The organism is Kitasatospora sp. NPDC034035, assembly GCF_055575755.1.
Map to the genome: position 1 here is coordinate 1 of NZ_JBVISA010000032.1, position 19,475 is coordinate 19,475.

Below are 19,475 nucleotides of genomic sequence, written 5' to 3' on the forward strand. Positions count from 1 at the left end.
TAGTTTTGGTTGTGGGGGGGGCGGGGGGGTTTGTGACGAAGGAAACGCCCCCCCTCCCCAAGCTCGCGTGGGAAAAAGTGGTTGTGGGGGGGGGGTCCTCCCCCCCCCCCCCCCCGACGCCGTCCTGCCCCCGGTCAGGCCCGGTCAGGTTCGGTCAGGCCCGGGAGGGGCCCGCTCCTGCCCCGGTGGTCGTGATGGCCGCGGCGATCTCGTCGAGGTCGGCCGGGGTGAGGTTGACGTGGGCTGCCCCGATCCAGCCGTCGACCTGGGCGGGGGTGCGGGCACCCACGATGGCGCCGGTGATGCCGGGCCAGGCCAGGGCCCAGGCGACGGCGGTCTCGGCGACGGTGACGTCGTGGCGCTCGGCGATCGGGCGCAGCGCGTCGGCGAGCCGGAGGTTCGCGGTGAGTCCGGTGGTGAAGTCCGCGTGCGCGGAGCGCCAGTCGTCGGCGGGCAGGTTCGCGGCGCGCCCGGCGGTGAACGCGCCGGTCAGGAGCCCGGATTGGAGCGGGGAGTAGGCGATGACGCCGGCGCCGTGGGTTTCGGCCCAGGCGATGTCGAGGGCGGCGGTGCGGTTGATCGCGGAGAACGGCGGCTGGATGGCGTCCACGTGCGCGATGCCTTCGGCGGCGTCGAGTTCCGCGACGGCGTGATTGGACAGGCCGATCGCGCGGACCTTGCCCTCGGCTTTCAGGTCGGCCATGGTCTGCCAGTACTCGGCCAACGGCGTCGCGTTCGGGGACACCGCCCCCGTGCCGTGGCCGGTGTACTCGAGGGACTCGCCGGTGTCGGGGTAGTGCACCTGGTACAGGTCGATCCGCTCGACGCCCAGGCGGCGCAGGGAGTCCTCGACCTCGCGGCGTACGCTGGCGGCCTTCATGATCCGGCGCGGGGACGCGGTGGGGTCGGCCGGGTCCCAGACCAGCCCGGCCTTGGTGAACACGAAGGGCCGGTCCGCTTCGGGGAGATCGGCGATGGCCTTGCCGACGAGCTCCTCGGAGTGCCCGAGGCCGTAGACCGCGGCGGTGTCGATCCAGTTGACTCCCCGCTTCAGGGCGTGGCGGATCGCGGCGACGGACTCGGCGTCGTCGCTCGCGCCCCAGCCGAACGCCCAGCCGGAGCCGGACACCGCCCACGACCCGAAGCCGAGCCGGGTGATGTCCATGTCCGTGGTGCCCAGGCGTCGGGTGGGCAGGCTGTCATGCGTCATGCCGGTGTGCTCCTCGGTCCTTTTGGTCCTTGCATTCGGTGTTCTGCTCGTGGTCCTCGCCGCTGCTGCTGCGGCTGCTGCTGCTGCCGAACGGGAACGTGCCTGGTCGGACGTCACGTCAGATCGCGCAGCGGGACGCGGACGACGGAGTAGGGCAGGTGCGGATCGGTGACGGCCCACTGGAAGTTGACGGCGAGGATCGCGTCGCCGTCGAAGGCCCCGGTGGAGGGCCGGTCGAGCAGTGGGTTCGTCGCGCGCCGTTCGAGGGTGCCGGAGGCGTACCCGGCGTCGAGCCGGACGACGTCGACGATGCTGTGGTTGTCGCCGATGTGGTCGACGCTGCTGAGCGCGTACAGCGTGTGCCCGCGCATCAACAGGCCGTCGCCGGTGACGCCCGCGCCACCGAGGTCGATCCTGCGGATGTCCTTGGTGCGGCGGTCGATGCGGTACAGGGCGCTGTCGTTGTCATGCGCGACGATGACGTACCGCTGGTCCGGCGTGACCACGATGCCGTTGAGGTTGAAGCCGTCGCGGAAGACGATCGGGGTGCCGGCGAACTCCTCGAGCACCGGCAGCCGGGAGGTGGCCGGGGCGTGACCGCCGAGTTGGTCGGCGGCGATCCGGTACAGGCGCGGCTGCACCGAGTCGGTGACGTAGACGTCGCCGTCGTCGGCGACGGTCAGATCGTTGAGGAAGCCCGCGGTCGGGCCGGCGTCGGAGGTCAGGCCGGTGTCGAAGGTGTGCAGCATCTTGCGGGTGTGCGTGTCGTACACCCACACCTTCCCGGTGGAGCCGCCCGCGATGATCAGGCGTCCGTGCGCGTCGACCTTCATCCCGACCGCGGTGGCACGCCCGTCGGCGCCCGGCGCCAGGAACGGCTCGACGGCCCCGGTGCGCAGGTCGCCCCGGTAGACGGCACCGTCACCGGTGCTCCCGGTGTAGAAGTACGGCTGGTACGGGTCCCGGGCGATCCCCTCCGGACCCGCGTCGGTTCCCGGGATGGCCCACACCGTCGGGCGATGGGCGGCAGGGGGACGCCAATCCTCCGGTGCCTCCGGTGCCGCCGCGGCGAGGGGCGCGGCGGCCGTGGCGACAGCGCCGATGACGGTGGCGAGGGCGAAGGCGCGGAGCATGGTGCGAGATGTACGCATGGTGTGCTTTCGGTTCGTCGGAGTGCTGCGGACCGACGCTTACGCTCGCACTCCCGGATCCGCCGGGGGAAAGGCCGAATGCGCAATGCGGTGATGCACGGATCGCATCACCACGTGCCGCACGTCCGGGAGATACTCGCCCTCATGACCACGGCGAACGCGGACCAGGAACGACCGCCGGGGAGGCTGGTACAGCTCCCCCAGGCACCCGACGCGATCGAACTGCGTCATCTGCGGGCGTTCGTCGCGGTCGCCACCGAACTGCACTTCGGCCGGGCCGCCGCACAGCTGTACGTGTCGCAGCCCGCACTGAGCCGGCAGATCCGCTCACTCGAACGACTCGTCGGCTGCGATCTGCTGCGCCGTTCCACCCACCAGGTGGAGCTCACCCTGGCCGGAGCGGCGCTGCTCGACCGCGCCCGCCGGGTCCTCGACGATGTCGACGAGGCGGTCTCGGCAACCAGGCGGATCGGCGGTGAACTCGCCGCCCGCATGGCCCAGTACTGGGAGCCGGTCGGTGACGCGACGGACCGGGAGCTGCTGGCGCTGCGCACCGCGTACGAGGCGCTGCACGCACAGTTCGCGCCGCCGCCCGAGGTGACCGTGCGGCCCGTCAACGCCGACGGCGTCCCGTCCCTCCTGCTGACGCCGCCGAACGAGGCGAGCGCCACGGTTCTGTTCCTGCACGGCGGCGCGTACGTCAGCGGATCCGCCTTCGGCTACCGGCCGTTGGCCGGTGCCCTCGCCACCGAGTGCCAGGTCGGCATCCTGCTGCCCGACTACCGTCTTGCGCCCGAGCATCCGTATCCGGCGGCGGTCGAGGACGCGCTGAGTGCCTATCTCTGGCTCGTGGACAGCGGGACTACGCCAGGGGAGGTCACCGTTGTCGGGGACTCCGCCGGCGCGCACCTGACCCTGTCCGTCCTCCTCACCCTCAGGCAGCGGCAACTGCCGCTGCCCGGCCGCGTGGTGCTGCTCTGCCCGGGCGTCGACCTCGCAGGCCGCGTCCTGGACGACGAACCGCAGGAACCCCAGCCGGCGGCCCTGACGGCGGAAGCGCTGCGGCGACGATTCATCACCGACTACCTTGCCGGCCACCCGACGGACGATCCCGTCGTCCGCCCGCTGACGGCCGACCTGAGCGGCCTGCCGCCGATGCTCGTCCAGGCGGGCACCGGCGACCCCCTTCTCGCGGACGCGCGCCAACTGGTGGACCGTGCACGCGAAGACGGTGTCGATGTCCGCCTGGAGCTGTACCCGGTGGCCACCCATGACTTCCACATCTTCTGGTCGTTCCTGCCCGAAGCCGCCGACGCCCTCCACCACGCGGGCCGCTTCATCCGGAACACCACCCACAGGCTCTCCCGCCCGACGGCGACCGGGACGACTCCCGCCAGCTGAACTCGGCGCCCGAGCACGCATCGACGAGCCGTGCCGAGCAAGCGGGGCCGAGCGGAGCCGAGCGGGGCCGAGCGGGGCCGAGCGGGGCTGGGCCGGGCTGGGCCGAAGCTCAGTTCCCCGTCGGCGCCGGGTCCTTCGCCGGCCCGGCGAGGGGCTCGGGTTCGAGTACGAAGACCGGGATCACGCGGTGGGTCCTCTCCTGGTACTCGGCGTACGGCGGATACGCGGCGACCGCGCGCTGCCACCACTGGGCCCTCTCGTCCCCGGTGAGCTCACGGGCCCTCATGCCCCGGCGTTCGGGGCCGTCCTGGAGATCCACCTGCGGATCGGCCTTGAGGTTGAAGTACCAGGCCGGGTGGCGTGGGAAGCCGCCCTTCGAGGCCACCGCCGCGTACCGCCCCTCGTGCTCCACGCGCATCAGCGGAATCTTGCGGATCCTGCCGCTCCTCGCGCCGCGCATCGTGACGATGACGACCGGCAGGCCCGTGTCCCAGAGCGTTGCGCCCTGTGCGCCACCCGAACTCTCGTACAGCTCGACCTGTTCGCGCACCCACTGCGCCGGACTCGGCTCGTACTCGCCCTCAAGAGGCATCGCATTCACCCCATCGTCGTGCACGGATCATGTCGGGACATTCCAACACAAGCCTCGCGCCACAGGGAGACCGCCGCTCCCGCCCTGCCGACGACTTCACGTGCGACGGCAAGGTTCCGGTGTCACACCTGGCCTTGTGTCTGCGCAGGTTGTGTCTGCGCAGGTCAGGACATCCTCCGGCAGCAAGGTCGAAGGAGACAGGACAGCTGTAGAGCTTCGCCACAGCCCGTCGTAGGCCGGGCATGCCGCCCTGGGAGGTGAAGCGGGCCCCACAGTCTCAGGCGCAACAACCTCGACCGGCACTCTCGCGAGTCGTCAACTGTCGCTCTGTGGACCGGTGAGGTTCTTGGTGAGCCATTCCAGGGACATCGGGACCAGCTTCTCGAAGTCCGTGGTTTTGTGGTTGCCGCCGGGCTGCTCGTAGTACTCGACGGTGGTCGGGGGGACAGCCTTGGCGACCCAGGCCTTGACCAGGTTGACCTCGTAGGGGGTACCGCCGCCGGCGGTGGCGAGCATCTTGACGGCGGCTTTGCTGGTGGCGATCAGCTTGTCGGGACCGTTGGCGGCCTGCTCGGCCTCGTGGCCCTTCCAGAGCAAGGAGTCCGCCTTGAAGTCGCCGTCGATCGGTACGGCGGCCTTGTAGAGGTCGGGGTGCTGCAGGGCCAGCTTGGCGCTGCAGTCCGCGCCGCTGGAGGCGCCCATCAGGCCCCAGCTGTCAGGGCCTTTGAGGGTACGGAAGTTGGTGCGAACGAAGTCCGGGATGTCCTGGGACAGCCAGGTGCCCATCTTGGGCTGGCCGGGTATGTCGGAGCAGTCCAGGGACCGGTGCTCGTCAGCCGTCAGGTTCTGCACCGGCATGATCATGATGAAGGGGTGCGCCTTCTGCTCCTGGACGAGCTGGGCGTCGATCTCCTGGATCGGCAGCTGGTTGTCCGTCCAGGTGTTGTAGCCGTTGCTCTGACCGCCCGCGTAGAGGGTGAGCACGGGGAAGCCGAACTTGGCGTACCCCGGGTCGCTGTACTGCGGCGGCAGCCAGACCCAGACCTGGGCGGAGACGCCGGACTTCTTGCCCGCCAGGGTGGTCATCATGATCGGGCCGGCCTTGGTGTCGCGGGCCTTCTTCAGGTCGGTGGCCGGGCCGGTCGGCATCATGACCTTGGAGTCCTTCGGCGGCGTGCTGCTCGCCGCGGCGGAGGGCGTGGACGGGGTGCCCGCCGCCGCGTTGTCACCCGCCCTGGGATCGGCAGCCTGCTTGCCGCCACCGCTGCAGGCCGCCAGGGCGCAGCACAGTGCGAGCGCGGTGATACCGGCCAGGACCGCACGGGCGCGGGTGGGGTGTGACTGCGGCTGCTGCATGGTGAAAGCTCTCCGATCGATATCAGGCCCGGCCTTGCCGGTACCGAGCAGTGGTCCTGGGTCCCCGACCTCAGGACGATTGGGTGCGGGCACGGGCGTCCGCGGTCCAAGGCCAGGAGCCCAACGGCGAAGACGTCCCGCCCGCCGCGGTCCGCCGACATCCTGGCGGGCGGGCTCACCCCGCACCCAGGCGTCGCGGTCCGCCGCGCGCGGCGGGAAGCCGGTTGCCTGCCTTGAGGGCTGTCCGCTCCAGTGGGGTGCACCGAGCGCGCGCAAGCGAGCGCGCCCCGCGGCCGGGCCGTCGTCAGCGGGGCGGGATGATCCCGGTCAGCCACTTGAAGGTCGGGACGACCAGCGGCTTCCAGGTCGATGTCAGGTGCGCGCCGGTGGTCTCGAACGGGGTGACGGTGGTCGGGCTCTTCGCGGCCTGCTGGAGGGCGGTCGCGTCCTCCAGGCCGTCGCCCCGCTTGCCGGTCACGTAGAGCGCGACGTTCGGCGGGGTCGGGGCGTGGGTGAGGAGGTAGAGCGGGTTGGCGCTCTCGCGCAGCTTCGGGTCCTTGGCGGTCAGTGAGCTCGGTTCGCCGGCCGGGTCGTTGTAGCCGGACATGCTGATCGCGGCGCGGTAGCGGTTGGGGTGGGCGAGCGCGAGGCGCAGGGCGCAGTGGGCGCCGGCGGAGTAGCCGGACAGGGCCCAGCGGTCCGGGGTGGTGTCGGCGCGGAAGTTGTCCGCGATCATCTGCGGGACGTCGCGCGAGAGCCAGGTGTCGGCGTTGACCTTGCCCGGGATGTCGGCGCAGCCGGTGTCGGTCGTGCCGAGGAGGGTGACGCGCGGTGCGACCAGGATGAACGGCGTCACCTGGCCGGATTTCATCAGTGGTTCGAGTTGCTTGGTCGCCTCCATGGCCTCGCCGAACCAGGCGCTGGAGGATCCGGGGTATCCGGCGAGCAGTTCGACCACCGGGAAGGTCTTGTCCTTGTAGGCGGGGTCGTCGTACTGCGGCGGCGTCCAGACGAGTACCTCGCCGTCGACGCCGGAGAGCCTGCCCTTGAGGTCGGCCTGCTTCACGTTGCGGGGTACCGCGTCCGAGTCGGGCGCGTGGAAGGCCTGCGCCACCTTCGGCGCGTGGGAGCCGGACGGGCCGCCGGCGGCACCCTCGCCGGCCAGGCCCTCGTCCTTCGGAGGCACGGGCACGGCCCGGACGTGGCTGGCGGTGCCCAGCAGGTCGCCCCAGCTGTCGTAGAGCTGGTTCTCGTCGTTGACGATCACGAAGACCATGGCCACGGCGGTGAACTGGCAGAGCAGCACGGTGCCGAGGTAGGAGAGCGCGCGCAGCGGCGTGCGCCGTCGTTGCGCCGTACGTCCCGCCCCCAAGAGGGGTCCTCTGCCCAGCCATTGCGCCATGGCCAGCGCTATGGAGGCCGCGAACAGCACGACGGTGAGGACGAGGAAGGGACTGCCAGTCAGGTTCATCGCGTTCGTGCCCGGTTTCTGTGCCGCCCGGGCCCGTGTGCCCGGTCGCATGGGAGACAGCTTGGAACGGCCGTTCGGTTGCTGTTTTCTGGGAGTTTCCTGGGAGCTGCCGAGGGCCTGCCCCCTGGTGGACGTCGACCACGGCGCGGGCGACGCGGTAACGACGAAGCGGAGCACGCCCTCGACCGCCCGGCCAGGTCGTCCGAGGCCTTCGTCATCGAGGCCGCCACTGCGGGGCCGGGGCCCCGGACAGCCCTGCCACGTGATCACCGTTGCCGAGCGACTACCACCGCCCTGCTTGGCCTCGCGCGGTGAGCCGCCGGCCGACCTGGCCGACCTGGCCTACTTGGGGAACAGCGAGTCCCCGGTGACCGTGCGGGTGGTGCCGTCGGCGAGGGTGAGGGTCACCGACTCCGGCACGCCACCGTTGTTGTGGTCGGAGCCGGGCCACCATGCGGTCCAGCGGCCGTCCTGCACGGTGACCTCGAAGGTTCGCCCGGCGTCCTTCATGGTTACCGCCTTGACGTCGGCTCCGACGAAACCCTCTGCGTAGTTGAACGTCGCCGAACCGCTGCCGTGGGAGCCGCCCGTGTCATAGGTGATCACATCGCGCGCAACGGGCTTCACGGCACCGACCGCCATCGACAGCCCACTGTTCTTCGAGGCGACGTAGCAGAGCATCACGGTGCCGCCGCGGGCGACCACCATGGAGGTGACCTTGCCGCGGAGGTCCGCATTGGTGATCGTGACGGGCTCGCCGGCGCCCGGCATCCCCTCCAGGCACCACTTCAGGGTGGAGGCGCCCCGGCCGGTGGAGGTGTCCACGGGGGTCGGGGTGCTGGTCCAGCTGGAGAGCTCGACGGAGCTCAGCGGCCCGCTGTTCGCCCGGTCGTACAGCGTCACGCCCACCACAGCCGTGCCCACGGCGAGGGCACCGGCGAGCGTGAAGGCCAGCCGTCGTCGCAAGCGCGGCCTGGCGGGCTGCCTGGTGGGCGAGGTGGCGGGGGTGTCGAGTTCGATCCGGCTCATCAGGCGCTCCCGATGTAGGGCATGGCGTCCTGGCGGGAGGTCGCGCTCGGCCGGCACGGGCAGTCGCCCGAGCAGTTCGGCGCGCTCGACCGGATCCGGCCGCTGGTCGGCGTTCACTGGTGTGCCTCCTTGGGGGACAGACCCGCGGTCGCGGGCCCACTCTTCATCTGGTGCGGGGCGAAGTCGGGTTCCCTCTTTTTCCGCGGAGCCTTGCGGGCGGCCGCCTCGGTGAGGCGGTGCAGCTTGGCCCGGGCACGGGAGAGCCGGGAACGGACCGTGCCCACCGGTACGCCGAGGGCCTCGGCGGCCTCCTGATAGTCCAGGCCCGCCCACACGCACAGGGCCAGGACCTCACGGTCCGGCCGCCGCAGCCGCGCAAACGCTTCCTGCAGGGCGGCGATCCGCGCCGCGTCGTCGATCCGCCCAGCCACCTCCTCCGCGAAGTCGGGGAGGCCCTCGGGTACGGGCGGCAATTGGGCCATCACTTGCCAGTGCCGCCGGGCGGCCCGGCGCTGGTTGCTGACCAGCTTGGTGGCGATGCCCAGCAGCCAGGGCCGCAGGGACCCGCCCTCGGCGCTGACCCGGCCGTGCTGACGCCATGCTTCCAGGAAGGTCAGCGACATCACGTCCTCCGCCGCCGACCATTCCCCGGCCAGCCGGAACGCGTGGTTGTACACCGAGCGCGCGTACGCGTCGAAGAGCTGCCCGAACGCGTCCCGGTCACCGGCACGCACCCGAGTCCGTATCTCTGGATCCGAATAGTCCACGCCCACTATCTGGTGCGACAGTTCAAGCCGTTCCCATGACGCACATCACATGGGCTCTGGCGCTCACCGTCGGCCGGCTCACCCGCGGCGTGCTGCGGGCCAGGGTCCGCGAGCAGCTCGCCCTCCTGGTCGCCCAGGAGAACGACTGCACCTACTGCGTCAGCGCGCACTCCCTGCGCGGCAGCAAGCTGGGGCTGAGCGACGAGGAACTGCTCGCCACCCGCGACGCCACGGACACCGACCCGCACACCCGGGCCCTGCTGACGCTCGCCCACGAACTCATCCGCACCCACGGACAGATCAGCGACGAGACCCGCGCCCTGATCAGGGCGGCCGGCGTCACGGACGCGGAAGCCGGCGAGGTGGTCGCGCACGTGGCGCTCAACACGCTCTCCGACTACTACAACCACCTGGCGCGTCCGGAACTGGACTTCCCCGAGGTGAAGGCATGAGTGACGACTGGAACGAGGCGTCCGTCGAACTGGTCGCCGGCTACACGGTGGTGAACGCGGACGGCAAGCCGACCTCCTCGGTACCGCAGGCACTGGTCTCCCTCCAGGGCGGCTTCGCCAAGCTGCGCCTGCCGGGCACCGAAACGGTGCAGGTGGTCTCGGCCCCGGCCGTCCGCCTGATCACCCTGCACTCCGCCTGAACCCGCCGGTCCGACGCCGGCGGCCTGACCCCGGCGGCCTGAATCCGGCCGTCGCCGGATACCTGCGGCTGCACGGCCGTCCAAGCCGGGACGGCCCGGGCCGGGATCCCGGTGCCGACACCCGAACCACCGCACCTCCCCCGGCGCCGTACACGAACCGATGCGGCCTCGCCTGCCACACGCCGTACCCGATCGGTGACACGATGCGACCGCCCCTCCGCATCGCGAGACCCGGGAGTCCGCTTTGGCCCGAATCACCATCAACGGCGTGACCGTCGATCCGCTGGCCCAGTCCATCGAGATGGCCCACGCGTCGCTGGTCTCCGAGGACGCCTCCGCGTCCGACTACCTGCTCGTCCAGACCACCCATGTGCCCACCGCCGAGGAGAAGGAGCAGTTGGCGCGGCTCGGTGTGATGATCCATGAGTACGTGCCGGAGAGCACCTATCTGTGCGGCTACCGGCCCTCCGATCTGGCGGCCGTCCGGGCGCTGCCGTTCGTGGCCTGGGCGGATGTGTACCTCAAGGGTTTCAAGATCGCGCCCTCGCTGCGGTCGGGGCGGATGCGGCCGGCCCTCGCCGTGCTGGCCGATCCCCTCGAGGCGGCCGGCTCGCGCACCCGTACCGTCGACATCGTCCTGCACGAGGACGTCGACGCGGGCGCGGACGCCGTCCGGCAGCGGATCGCCGCGGCCACCGGGGCCGACGCCGGCGCCATCCGGCCGGAGCGGCGGAAGGTACGGATGGAGGTCCGGGAGAGGGACCTGCCCGCACTGGCGGCCCTCGACGAGGTGCAGCAGGTCGAGGAGGTCCCCGTGATGGGACTGCACAACAGCGTCGCCGCAGGGCTGATGAACGCCCGGATCTCGCTCGACGGGACGCGGTTCCGCGGCGAGGGCCAGGTCGTGGCCATCGCCGACACCGGCCTCGACCTCGGCTCCACGACCGACGTGCATCCCGCCTTCAAAGGACGGGTGAAGCGCCTGACCGCCCTCGGCCGGACCGGCCCCGACCGGACGGACGACCCGAAGGGCCACGGCACCCACGTGGCGGGCTCCATTCTCGGCGACGGCTCGTCCGCCCCCATGGGAGAGGCCGTCCAGGGCACGGCCCCCGAGGCCACCCTGGTCCTGCAGTCGCTCCTGGACGACCAGGGCGGGCTCGGCGGAATCCCCACCGACCTCGCCGACCTGTTCGGACCGCCCTTCAACGAGGACGGGGCACGGGTCCACAGCAACTCCTGGGGTCCGGTCCAGCCGAGCCTGCCGTACGACAGCAGCGCCTTCGAAGCCGACCAGATGGTCTGGGACCACAAGGACTTCGTCATCTGCTTCTCGGCCGGCAACAGCGGCCAGGACCGCGACCGCAGCGGCCGCATCAACCAGGCGTCGGTCAGCGGCCAGGCGGGGGCCAAGAACTGCATCACCGTCGGCGCCAGCGAGAGCAGCCGCCCCCACATCCCCCTCACCTACGGCCAGTTGAACTCGATGTCCTTCCCCGTGAGCCCGATCCACGACGACCCGCAGGCGACCGATCCGAAGGGGATGGCGGCCTTCAGCAGCCGGGGTCCCACCCAGGAAGGCCGGATCTGCCCGGACGTCGTGGCGCCCGGTACCTCGATCCTCTCCACGCACTCGCGCGCCGCCGCGCCGAGCACCCTCTTCGGCGTCTCCTCCGACCCCGCCTTCTTCTTCGACAGCGGCACCAGCATGGCCACCCCGCTGGTCGCGGGCTGTGTCGCGGTGCTGCGCGAGACGCTGGTGAAGAACGGGACGCCCGAGCCGAGCGCCGCGCTGCTGAAAGCCATGCTGATCAACGGCGCGGAGGACCTGCCGGGCCAGTACCTGCCCACCGAGGCCGGCGCGTCCCCGAACAACAACTCCGGGTTCGGGCGCGTCAACCTCACCCGCTCGGTCGTCCTCCCGGGCAACGGCGACGGGGCCGGCGGCCAGGCGGGCAACCCGGCGGGCAGCCGGGCGGGCTTCGTCGACGAGGCGGAGCTGGAGCAGGACAAGGAACGCAGTTTCCGCGTCCCCGTCCCCGACGCCGGCCACACCCTGAAGATCACCCTGGTCTGGACCGACCCGCCCGGCGCCGCCCTGCAGAACGACCTCGACCTGATCGTCCGCGCCGGCGGCACGGAACGCCACGGAAACATGGGCACCGACCCCGGCTTCGACCGCGCGAACAACGTCGAACAGGTCCACTGGGACGGCATCCCGGCCGGCGACGCCGAGATCGTCGTCCGCGCCCACCGCATCACCAAGTTCGCCCAGCCCTACGCCGTGGCCTGGCGCATCGACTGACGCCGGCTGACGCCTCCTCGGCCGTTCTCCGGCTCCGGCCCGCGCCGGAGCCGGAGCCTTAGCCGGACGGAGCCTGAGCCGGACGGAGCCTGAGCCGGGCGGATCCGGACGGAGCCGGGCGGATCCGGACGGAGCCGGGCGGAGCAGCGGCGAGCCCACCGATGTCGGCCGCGGCGGTCGGGTGAACTCGTCCTACTCCTCAGGGGTCGGCCTCCCCCGCGAGGGTGAGCCGCTCCGTGCTCAGGGCGGATGTGCCGTCCTTCCTCTCGCTGCGATCTTCGATTCAGCAAGGTGCGCTGACGGGATCGGCGGACGAAGAGACCGTCCGCGCCGACCGGGCGTCCGGACCGGGAGGACCCCTCATGACCGCTCGCTCGTTTCTGGCAGGGCTGCACGGCCGGACAGCGGCTGGAGTGCCCCGTTGGGCGGTGCGGGTCGCCTACGCGATCACGCTGACCGTACTGCCCGCCGGGCTCTGGCGGGTCCTGAGCGTCGACCTCCGGATCCCGCTGATGGATGCCCCGAGCGACGGCCGCCCGCCGCCGGACTGGTTCGGCTTCGAATGGTGGTACGTCATCGGGCTGAGCGCGGTCAGTGAGGCGCTGGCGTTCCTGGCGGTCGGTCTGGTGAGCGGGTGGGGCGAGGTGTGGCCCCGGTGGATCCCCTGGCTGGGCGGCCGCCGGGTGCCGATCCTCGCCGCGGTCATCCCGGCCGGCCTCGGCGCGACGTTCAACACCCTGCTCTGGCCGTACGCGATGACCATGATCTCCTTCGGTCGCAGGATCGACGGGGGCGTCGACCCCGGGGTGGGCTCACACGGCTGGCAGGCCTTCGTCTTCTACGCGTCGTACTGGCCGCTGGCCGCCTGGGGGCCGCTGCTCGGCATCCTCACCGTGCACTACTACCGCCGTCGCCGCGCTGCCGAGTCCGCCGCCGCGGAGGTCCCCCGCAAGATCGAGGCGGCGCTCGACCCGGCATGACGGCCCGTCGGGGCGGGTGGTGATGGCCGCGGCTGTGGGGCGGGATGGCCGGTTCCGGCTCATTGCCCTCCCTGCGCCGGGTAGGACGGCGCTGACGACGCCCATCCCGCGACCGCTGGACCGACGACGCGATCGCGGGACGCGAGGGACGCCTCAAGACCCTGACCACCGGACTGACCGACTACGCCGGCAACATCGTCAAGCGGTACATCTGCGGTACATCTTCGGGGGTGCCTTCGTGGAGCGCATCTGCCTCGACGGCTCGCAGCAGGCCAGTGGTCTCACCATCAGGTACTTCACCTTCGAGATCGGCCAGCCGCCGGGCCGGGGCCAGACCTGGGTGTTGTCACCGCCCGTGCCGGACTGCCAGGACGGGACCGGAACGCCGGGCGGGTTCCCCGGCCGGATTCCGAGGGCGGGTTCACCGGGTCCGGCGTGGCTGTCATGATGGGGCGGCCATGCTCGCGCTCCCCGATCCCGATCCCCCTGGGCCTCGTGCCGCCGCCGACGTGCGGGTGGTGCGGGCGGGGCTGCTTGCCACGGTGAGTGTCGCGCTGGCGGCGGCCGCTCACACCGTCGCGGGCGGTCGGGTCGGGGCCGGGCTGCTGGTGGTCGGCTGGTTTCTCGTCGTGCTCGTCGGCGTCGCCGGGGCAGGGCGGAAGCGGTCGTCGCCCGCCATCACGTGCGGGTTCACGGTCGGCCAACTGGGTCTGCACCTCTTGTTCCAGTCCAGCCCCGGCCTGTGGCTGCCCGCCCCGCCGAAGCGGCCGGAGGCCATGCCCGGCGGGCACGTGCACACCCATCACCCCGCGCCCCCGAGCCATGCCGCGCACGCCGTCACCCATGGCGGGCTGCTCGGGCACTCGCCGGCCATGGCGGTCGCCCACCTCGCCGCTGCCGTCCTGACCGGGTGGCTGCTGCACCGGGTCGAGGTGGCGTTGTGGCGTCTGATGGATCTGGCGCGGACCCTGTCCGCACTGGCGCGTCACTGGCGTCGGCGGTTCACCGACGCACTCGCCCGCCTGCTCGGCGACTCCGGTCCGGCCGCGCCCTGGCCGGACTGTCGGGTCGGCCCGGTCCCTACCGCCCGCAGACCGGTGTTCGGGGCGGTCGTCCTGATGCACAGCCTGGTGAGGCGGGGGCCTCCGCAGGGGGTGGGTGCGTAGCCGACGACCGGGCCTTCCGGGCCCGCGCCGCCGGTTCGACGTGCCTGTCGACCACACCCCCGAACACTGCACGAGCGCCCGGGGCGGCCCTGCGCCGCCACACCGGGCCGCGACGTGCCGATCTCCCGGACGGAGAACCCCCTTCATGCGTTTCACCACCTCTCGCCGCGCCGTCGCCGCGGCCGCACTGGCCACGACCGCCGTGCTCGCCGCCGCGGCCCCCGCGTTCGCGCACGTGACCGTGCAACCCGGCTCGGCGCCCCAGGGCGGTTACCCGGCGGTAGCCTTCCGCGTGCCCGACGAGAGCGACACCGCCTCCACGACCAAGCTCGAAGTCGCGCTGCCGACCGATCACCCGGTGGCCTCGGTCGCCACCGAGCCGATCCCCGGCTGGACGGCCACGACGGAGAAGACCAAGCTCGCCAGCCCGATCAAGACCGACGACGGCGACGAGATCACCGAAGCCGTCTCCAAGATCACCTGGACCGCGGGCGCCGGGACGAAGATCGCCCCCGGCCAGTTCCAGGACTTCCGGATCTCGCTCGGCCCGTTGCCCACGGACACCGACAAGCTGGTCTTCAAGGCCCTGCAGACCTACGACGACGGCAACGTCGTGCGGTGGATCGACGAGAGCACCCCGGGCCAGGCCGAGCCGCAGCACCCGGCCCCGGTCCTGGCGCTCACCAAGGCCGCCGCGGGCGGCGACGGCGACCACGCGGCGGCGGCCGGTTCGCAGGCGGCGCCGGCGGCGGGCGGGTCCTCGTCCTCGTCCTCGTCCTCGTCCTCGTCCTCGTCCGACAGCACCGCCCGGACACTGGGCATCGTGGGCATCGTCGTCGGCGTGGCCGGGACCGCCTTCGGCGTGCTGAGCCTGCGCCGCCGCAGCAGCAAGCAGTCCTGACACCACCCCGGGCGGGCGCCGAACCGGGCGCCCGCCCGGGCAAAACAAGCCGTGGGGCTCCTGGTCCTGCCGAACACCCTTTCCCTCCAAGGCATCTCGACTACGCTCACCGTCGTCATGGCCAAGATCGAACGAGGGGGGTACACCCATGCCGTACGAGACCGGCGCGAAGGTGAAGCTGACCAGGGACACGCAGGTCACCTCAGGCGACCCAGCGGCCAGGATCGGCGTCCCCGGTCCGCTGTTCCTGGCCGAGGGCTTGGGGGGCGTCGTCACGGGCGTGACGAAGGAAGCCGGCGGCGTGGCCCAGGACCACCTCGCGAGCTTCGATCAGCAGATCCGCGGCACCCGGCTCGACGGCTTCGCGGCCCACCTGGTCGAGGACCTCCGTCAGCAGGTCATCCGGCACGGAGCGTTCGACGGCGCAGTCGGCGCTCGGATCAGATACCGGGTGCGCTTCGAGAACGGGTTCGTCCTCGACGGTCTGGAAGAGGACTGGCTGACCAAGGCCTGAGTATCCGCCGACGCCCCCGCCCGGCCGGCGGGGGCGTCGCGGTCTCGCCCAGTGCGTGCGGCCGTCCTCAGCCCGGGTAGGTGATCGAGCCCAGCGGCGGGCAGGGGATGAGAAAAGTGCCGACGCCGGGGCGTTCGACGAAGGCCCGGGCCGCGCCGGCCTGCAGGCGGTGGGATTCCAGGTCGTCGGCGTGCCAGGCGTCGCGCCTGGCACGGGAGTAGTCCCACGTGTCGTCGATGAGGCTGAGGCTGACATTGCCGGAGCTGCGCTGGAGGTCCGCCTTCACGGCGGCCTGCTGGAGTGCGGTCTGGGTCGCGGCGACGTCGATGCGGGTGATCAGGACGCCGAGGGTGTTCGGTTCGCGGGTCGGCATGGGGGCCTGCGGGAGCAGGGACACCCCGGTGTCGAGGCGGCCTATGTTGTCGACGCCGGCCCGCTGGGCGTCCCTCATCATGATCTGCGCTTCCCGGTGCAGCCAGAACAACTCGTCGAGGTCGGCCGGGGTGATGCGCATCCGCTGGTACAGGGCCTGGAATCGGGGGTCCCGGTGCAGCGGGAGCATGGGGGCCATGTGGAGCACCACGCAGTCGTTGAAGCCGCCCGACACCGCGGCCTCGAGGTGGAGGATGGCCGGTTCCGCCTGCCCCTGCGCGCACGCCAGCCCGCCGAGGCTCGCGTGGCCCGCGGCGGCGAGCCACGCACCGCTGGGGCCGAGTGCCGTGGCACGGGCGATGACGTCGTGGAGGCCCCTGGTGCCCGCCACGGCGGCTCCCTTGGTCAGGAGTTCCACCAGCACGTCGTGAAGACGGGTGGCCAGTGAGTTGACGGTGTCGACCATGGATCTCCTCGGACCTCGGCGGTAGCGAGCTGTCGGGACGTCAAGTACGTGCAGTCCCCGTGGAGATGACGGGCGGACGGGGTGAACGGTTCCTTCTCCCGCTCGGCCGTGATCACGAGTGCCGTCGGCCGTCGTGGCCGCTCGTCGTCGCGGCCGGGCCCGTGGCGCGGTGCCGGGTCAGCGTTGCAGCCACTCGTCGAGCAGCGCGGCTTCGGCTGTGCTGAGGGTGGGCAGTTCGGGCAGGAGGGTGCGGAAGGCCGCGACGACGGCCGCCGGGTCCTGGGTGGGGACGGCGGGCCGGTCCACGAGGATGGCGCGGGCGATCGCGTCGAAGGCGGCGTCGGCCAGGTGCGGGTCGCTCTGCCCTGGTGGCAGGGTCAGCAGGGTGTGGACGGTGCCGATGCCCGCCGAGCGGATGAGGTTGACGGCGCGTTCCTCGCTCACCCGGAGCCGTCCGGCGGCGGCGATTCTGTGCACACGCTCGGCGAGGATCCGCACGCCCTCGGCCTGGGCCGGGGTGTCGCGTGCGCGGGCCGGGTCGAGCAGCAGGCCGTAGACGTACGGGTTGGCCAGGCCGAAGCCGATCTGCGTGTTCCAGCCGGCGCGGAGGTCTTCCACCGGGTCGTCCGAGGGCGCGGTGGCCTGCTTGCCGGCGACGTGTTCGGCGAAGACGTGGTCCGCGGCGGCGTCGAGCAGCTCGTCCTTGTCCTGGAAGAGGCGGTAGAGGGCCGGGGGCTGCAGCCCGGCCTCCTGGGCCACCCGGCGCGTGGTCACCGCGGCCGGCCCCTGGTCGCGCAGCAGGCCGGCCGCGGCCTTCACGATGCGGTCCCGGGTGATGTCTCGCCGCTGCGTGTTCTGTGCCATGGGGGCGATGGTATCGCGCACGCATGACCGGCGATGTTATCGCTGATATCACCGGCAGCGGCACGCTCGATTGTACGACCCACCCTATGACACCAACGGATCACGGGATCGCCCGCCGGATGAACGCCCGTGCTTGCATCCAACGGTATTATCAGTGTTATCGTAATTTCCGTTCCGTTGGAAACATCAGATGGGAGCCACCGATGCTGATCGTCACGGGAGCCACCGGCCACCTCGGAGCGCTGATCGTCGACCGCCTGCTGGAACGGGTACCGGCCGACCGGATCGGCGTCAGTGTGCGCGACGTGAACAAGGCCGCCCACCTTGCCGAGCGCGGCGTCCGAGTCCGGGCGGGAGACTTCACCGAACCCGACAGCCTGCAGCACGCCTTCGACGGCGCCGAGCGCGTCCTGGTCGTCTCCGCGGCCATCCGGGGCGCCGGCGCGCTGACCGCCAACACCGCCGCCATCGACGCGGCGCGGGAAGCCGGCGCCCGGCGCATCCTGTACACCAGCCACCAGGCCGCCTCCCCCACATCGCGCTTCCCCCCGCAGAAGGTCCACGCGGCCACCGAGGAGCACCTCAAGCAGCAAGGAGTGCCCTACACCGCCCTGCGCAACGGCTTCTACGCCTCCGCCCTGGGCCCCTACATCGGCGCGGCGCTGGAGACGGGCACGCTCGCCGTGCCGCAGGACGGCCGGGTGTCCTGGACGGCCCACGAGGACCTGGCCGAAGCCGCGGCCGCCGCCCTGACCGAAGAGCCCGGCAAGGGAGCACTCGAAGGGATCACCCCGCCGCTGACCGCCCCCCGCACGCTGGACTTCGCCGACATCGCCGACGTCCTCAGCCGCATCACCGGTCGGACCATCACCCGAGTCGTCCTGGACGACGACGAGTGGACGTCCGCGGCAGTCGCCGGCGGGATGCCGCGGCCGGCCGCGGAGTTCGCCTTGACGATGTTCGGCGCATCACGCAACGGCGAGTTCGACGTCACCGACCCCACCCTGGAAGCCACCATCGGCCACCCCTCGAGGACCGTCCACGAGGCCCTGGAGGCCGCCGTACGCTCCCGGTGACGGTAGACGGATAGTCGTTTTTCGACACCATCCCCTCCGCTGCCGGACGTCTGTGAACGGACAGTCAGGAGTGCAGGGGGTCATCGGGGTTCGAGGGTGTCCTTCAGGACGTCGAGGTTCTTCGCGACTGCGTGCCTGATCCGAGGGCCGGCGACCGCGGCGACGGCCTTGAGGGCGGGTCCGCCTCGTGCGCCCGGCGGCCTCCCGGCTCGATGCCGCAAATCGAACGGGGCAGGACTCCCAGCGCCCGCGGCCCTCCAGCGACGACCACACCCACGCCGCCCGGAACCCCGCCGCTCGTTCTCGCCTACCGCGGACGCCGGAACCGCGCTCCGGTACTCCCTGAGAGCCAGTCAGGCGCTGAGAGCCAGTCAGGCGCGCGCAGCCTCACATCCGGGATCTCAGCACGTCGACCTCACAGCCCGGTGCGAAGGGGTCGAAGCCGTGCTCGATCAGCCAGCGAACCGCCAGCAGGCTTCGCAACGACCACCACGCGTGGATCACGTCGATGTCGAGGTCGATGTCGGTGCCATAGCCGGCCATGACGTCGTCGAGGTGCTCCTCGTGTCCGAGCGTGAAGGTGGCGAGGTCGTACAGGGCATCACCCTGGCCCGCCTCGGACCAGTCGATGATGCCCGTGACCTCGTCGCCGTCGACGAAGACGTGCGCGATCTGCAGGTCGCCGTGCGTGAACGCCGGAGTCCACGGTCGGAGTGCCGCCTCGGCGACCCGGCGGTTGCGGGTGACCAGGTCGGCGGGCAGGACGCCGTTCGTCACGAGCAACCCGCACTCGTCGTCGAGTTCCGCCGCCAGCGCGACGACGCTCCGGCCGGCCCGGCCCGGCCGAGGCGGCAGCGGCGCGTCGTGCAGCTTCCGGATGGCGGTGCCCGCCGCTGCCCACGCCGTCGGCGACCCGGTCGACGGCCCACCGAGGCGCCCAAGCGTCCTCCCCGGAAGTGCGGCGATCGCGAGCACGGGCGGCTTGCGCCACAGGACCTCCGGGGTCGGGACCGGCGCCAGGGACATCGCCTCGACCTCGACGTCGATGCGCGCCTGATCGGCGTCCACCTTCAGGAACACATCGCCGACGCGCAGAGTCGCACGCTCGGAATGGGCGACGACGACTTCGACCTCATCCATGGGCGATCAGTATCCCGGGGATGTTCGCCGACGTCGCCGGGTTTCTCACGTGCGACTACGCG

Annotated in this window: 19 protein-coding genes; 9 read left to right on the forward strand and 10 right to left on the reverse strand. The window is 71.6% G+C overall.

Annotated features, from left to right (window positions below; translation table 11 throughout):
* Window positions 1–154 precede the first annotated feature (154 nt).
* Both ACZ52J_RS33335 and ACZ52J_RS33340 read right to left on the reverse strand, forming a co-directional pair.
* Complete coding sequence (locus tag ACZ52J_RS33335) at window positions 155–1,210, reverse strand: aldo/keto reductase (protein WP_465624070.1); 1,056 nt, start codon at window positions 1,208–1,210, stop codon at window positions 155–157.
* A gap of 113 nt (window positions 1,211–1,323) precedes the next feature.
* Window positions 1,324–2,361, reverse strand: coding sequence for an SMP-30/gluconolactonase/LRE family protein (locus ACZ52J_RS33340; RefSeq protein ID WP_465624072.1), 1,038 nt, complete (start codon window positions 2,359–2,361; stop codon window positions 1,324–1,326).
* A 144-nt stretch (window positions 2,362–2,505) separates the two neighbouring features.
* Between ACZ52J_RS33340 and ACZ52J_RS33345 the strand changes: the two genes are divergently transcribed.
* Window positions 2,506–3,762 (forward strand): alpha/beta hydrolase fold domain-containing protein, encoded by a 1,257-nt coding sequence (locus tag ACZ52J_RS33345; RefSeq protein ID WP_465624073.1) that lies wholly within the window; start codon window positions 2,506–2,508, stop codon window positions 3,760–3,762.
* A 109-nt stretch (window positions 3,763–3,871) separates the two neighbouring features.
* Here the strand turns inward: ACZ52J_RS33345 and ACZ52J_RS33350 are convergent, their stop codons facing one another.
* The 5 genes from ACZ52J_RS33350 to ACZ52J_RS33370 all read right to left on the reverse strand — a co-directional run bounded on the left by ACZ52J_RS33350 (window position 3,872) and on the right by ACZ52J_RS33370 (window position 8,956).
* Window positions 3,872–4,354 (reverse strand): nitroreductase family deazaflavin-dependent oxidoreductase, encoded by a 483-nt coding sequence (locus ACZ52J_RS33350; RefSeq protein WP_465624075.1) that lies wholly within the window; start codon window positions 4,352–4,354, stop codon window positions 3,872–3,874.
* A 315-nt stretch (window positions 4,355–4,669) separates the two neighbouring features.
* The gene (locus tag ACZ52J_RS33355; RefSeq protein ID WP_465624077.1) at window positions 4,670–5,710 is read right to left on the reverse strand and encodes an alpha/beta hydrolase; all 1,041 of its coding nucleotides are present in this window, start codon (window positions 5,708–5,710) and stop codon (window positions 4,670–4,672) included.
* Window positions 5,711–6,014: 304 nt separating this feature from the next.
* Window positions 6,015–7,232, reverse strand: coding sequence for an alpha/beta hydrolase (locus ACZ52J_RS33360; RefSeq protein ID WP_465624078.1), 1,218 nt, complete (start codon window positions 7,230–7,232; stop codon window positions 6,015–6,017).
* Window positions 7,233–7,523: 291 nt separating this feature from the next.
* Window positions 7,524–8,327: a hypothetical protein gene (locus ACZ52J_RS33365; RefSeq protein WP_465624080.1), complete on the reverse strand. Its 804-nt coding sequence runs from the start codon at window positions 8,325–8,327 to the stop codon at window positions 7,524–7,526.
* On the reverse strand, window positions 8,324–8,956 hold the full coding sequence (locus ACZ52J_RS33370) for an RNA polymerase sigma factor (RefSeq protein ID WP_465624216.1): 633 nt from the start codon (window positions 8,954–8,956) through the stop codon (window positions 8,324–8,326). Before ACZ52J_RS33370 ends, ACZ52J_RS33365 begins: the two co-directional genes overlap by 4 nt.
* 56 nt (window positions 8,957–9,012) lie before the next feature.
* Here ACZ52J_RS33370 and ACZ52J_RS33375 point away from each other — a divergent pair, with 56 nt between their 5' ends.
* From ACZ52J_RS33375 to ACZ52J_RS33405, 7 genes are all read left to right on the forward strand, one after another.
* Window positions 9,013–9,429 (forward strand): carboxymuconolactone decarboxylase family protein, encoded by a 417-nt coding sequence (locus ACZ52J_RS33375; protein WP_465624082.1) that lies wholly within the window; start codon window positions 9,013–9,015, stop codon window positions 9,427–9,429.
* Window positions 9,426–9,629 (forward strand): hypothetical protein, encoded by a 204-nt coding sequence (locus tag ACZ52J_RS33380; RefSeq protein WP_360509708.1) that lies wholly within the window; start codon window positions 9,426–9,428, stop codon window positions 9,627–9,629. Before ACZ52J_RS33375 ends, ACZ52J_RS33380 begins: the two co-directional genes overlap by 4 nt.
* Window positions 9,630–9,897: 268 nt before the next feature.
* The gene (locus ACZ52J_RS33385) at window positions 9,898–11,934 is read left to right on the forward strand and encodes a S8 family serine peptidase (protein ID WP_465624084.1); all 2,037 of its coding nucleotides are present in this window, start codon (window positions 9,898–9,900) and stop codon (window positions 11,932–11,934) included.
* A 362-nt stretch (window positions 11,935–12,296) separates the two neighbouring features.
* A complete protein-coding gene (locus ACZ52J_RS33390; protein ID WP_465624086.1) occupies window positions 12,297–12,914 on the forward strand; it encodes a hypothetical protein in 618 nt (205 codons plus the stop codon).
* A 458-nt stretch (window positions 12,915–13,372) separates the two neighbouring features.
* Complete coding sequence (locus tag ACZ52J_RS33395; RefSeq protein WP_465624088.1) at window positions 13,373–14,080, forward strand: hypothetical protein; 708 nt, start codon at window positions 13,373–13,375, stop codon at window positions 14,078–14,080.
* 145 nt (window positions 14,081–14,225) lie between these two features.
* On the forward strand, window positions 14,226–14,981 hold the full coding sequence (locus tag ACZ52J_RS33400) for a YcnI family protein (protein ID WP_465624090.1): 756 nt from the start codon (window positions 14,226–14,228) through the stop codon (window positions 14,979–14,981).
* Between the two features lie 148 nt (window positions 14,982–15,129).
* A complete protein-coding gene (locus tag ACZ52J_RS33405; protein WP_465624091.1) occupies window positions 15,130–15,495 on the forward strand; it encodes a hypothetical protein in 366 nt (121 codons plus the stop codon).
* A 67-nt stretch (window positions 15,496–15,562) separates the two neighbouring features.
* On the opposite strand, the gene ACZ52J_RS33410 is transcribed toward ACZ52J_RS33405, so the two are convergent.
* Window positions 15,563–16,333, reverse strand: a complete 771-nt coding sequence (locus ACZ52J_RS33410; RefSeq protein ID WP_465624093.1) for a hypothetical protein — start codon at window positions 16,331–16,333, stop codon at window positions 15,563–15,565.
* A gap of 177 nt (window positions 16,334–16,510) precedes the next feature.
* Window positions 16,511–17,197, reverse strand: coding sequence for a TetR/AcrR family transcriptional regulator (locus ACZ52J_RS33415; protein WP_465624094.1), 687 nt, complete (start codon window positions 17,195–17,197; stop codon window positions 16,511–16,513).
* Window positions 17,198–17,400: 203 nt separating this feature from the next.
* On the opposite strand from ACZ52J_RS33415, the gene ACZ52J_RS33420 reads away from it, so the two are divergent.
* Window positions 17,401–18,273 carry an NmrA family NAD(P)-binding protein gene (locus ACZ52J_RS33420; RefSeq protein WP_465624096.1) on the forward strand — a complete coding sequence of 291 codons (873 nt, stop codon included), beginning with the start codon at window positions 17,401–17,403 and terminating at the stop codon, window positions 18,271–18,273.
* 387 nt (window positions 18,274–18,660) lie between these two features.
* Here ACZ52J_RS33420 and ACZ52J_RS33425 read toward each other — a convergent pair whose 3' ends face one another.
* Window positions 18,661–19,413, reverse strand: a complete 753-nt coding sequence (locus tag ACZ52J_RS33425) for a phosphotransferase family protein (RefSeq protein ID WP_465624098.1) — start codon at window positions 19,411–19,413, stop codon at window positions 18,661–18,663.
* Between the last annotated feature and the right edge of the window lie 62 nt (window positions 19,414–19,475).

Bases quoted from the DNA above. Each gene is read 5' to 3' on its own strand.
- ACZ52J_RS33375 (WP_465624082.1), top strand. From the start codon at position 9,013: ATGACGCACATCACATGGGCTCTGGCGCTCACCGTCGGCCGGCTCACC.
- ACZ52J_RS33415 (WP_465624094.1), bottom strand. From the start codon at position 17,197: ATGGCACAGAACACGCAGCGGCGAGACATCACCCGGGACCGCATCGTG.
- ACZ52J_RS33345 (WP_465624073.1), top strand. From the start codon at position 2,506: ATGACCACGGCGAACGCGGACCAGGAACGACCGCCGGGGAGGCTGGTA.
- ACZ52J_RS33350 (WP_465624075.1), bottom strand. From the start codon at position 4,354: ATGCCTCTTGAGGGCGAGTACGAGCCGAGTCCGGCGCAGTGGGTGCGC.
- ACZ52J_RS33400 (WP_465624090.1), top strand. From the start codon at position 14,226: ATGCGTTTCACCACCTCTCGCCGCGCCGTCGCCGCGGCCGCACTGGCC.
- ACZ52J_RS33360 (WP_465624078.1), bottom strand. From the start codon at position 7,232: ATGCGACCGGGCACACGGGCCCGGGCGGCACAGAAACCGGGCACGAAC.
- ACZ52J_RS33340 (WP_465624072.1), bottom strand. From the start codon at position 2,361: ATGCGTACATCTCGCACCATGCTCCGCGCCTTCGCCCTCGCCACCGTC.
- ACZ52J_RS33405 (WP_465624091.1), top strand. From the start codon at position 15,130: ATGCCGTACGAGACCGGCGCGAAGGTGAAGCTGACCAGGGACACGCAG.
- ACZ52J_RS33420 (WP_465624096.1), top strand. From the start codon at position 17,401: ATGCTGATCGTCACGGGAGCCACCGGCCACCTCGGAGCGCTGATCGTC.
- ACZ52J_RS33425 (WP_465624098.1), bottom strand. From the start codon at position 19,413: ATGGATGAGGTCGAAGTCGTCGTCGCCCATTCCGAGCGTGCGACTCTG.
- ACZ52J_RS33390 (WP_465624086.1), top strand. From the start codon at position 12,297: ATGACCGCTCGCTCGTTTCTGGCAGGGCTGCACGGCCGGACAGCGGCT.
- ACZ52J_RS33335 (WP_465624070.1), bottom strand. From the start codon at position 1,210: ATGACGCATGACAGCCTGCCCACCCGACGCCTGGGCACCACGGACATG.
- ACZ52J_RS33395 (WP_465624088.1), top strand. From the start codon at position 13,373: ATGCTCGCGCTCCCCGATCCCGATCCCCCTGGGCCTCGTGCCGCCGCC.
- ACZ52J_RS33410 (WP_465624093.1), bottom strand. From the start codon at position 16,333: ATGGTCGACACCGTCAACTCACTGGCCACCCGTCTTCACGACGTGCTG.
- ACZ52J_RS33355 (WP_465624077.1), bottom strand. From the start codon at position 5,710: ATGCAGCAGCCGCAGTCACACCCCACCCGCGCCCGTGCGGTCCTGGCC.
- ACZ52J_RS33380 (WP_360509708.1), top strand. From the start codon at position 9,426: ATGAGTGACGACTGGAACGAGGCGTCCGTCGAACTGGTCGCCGGCTAC.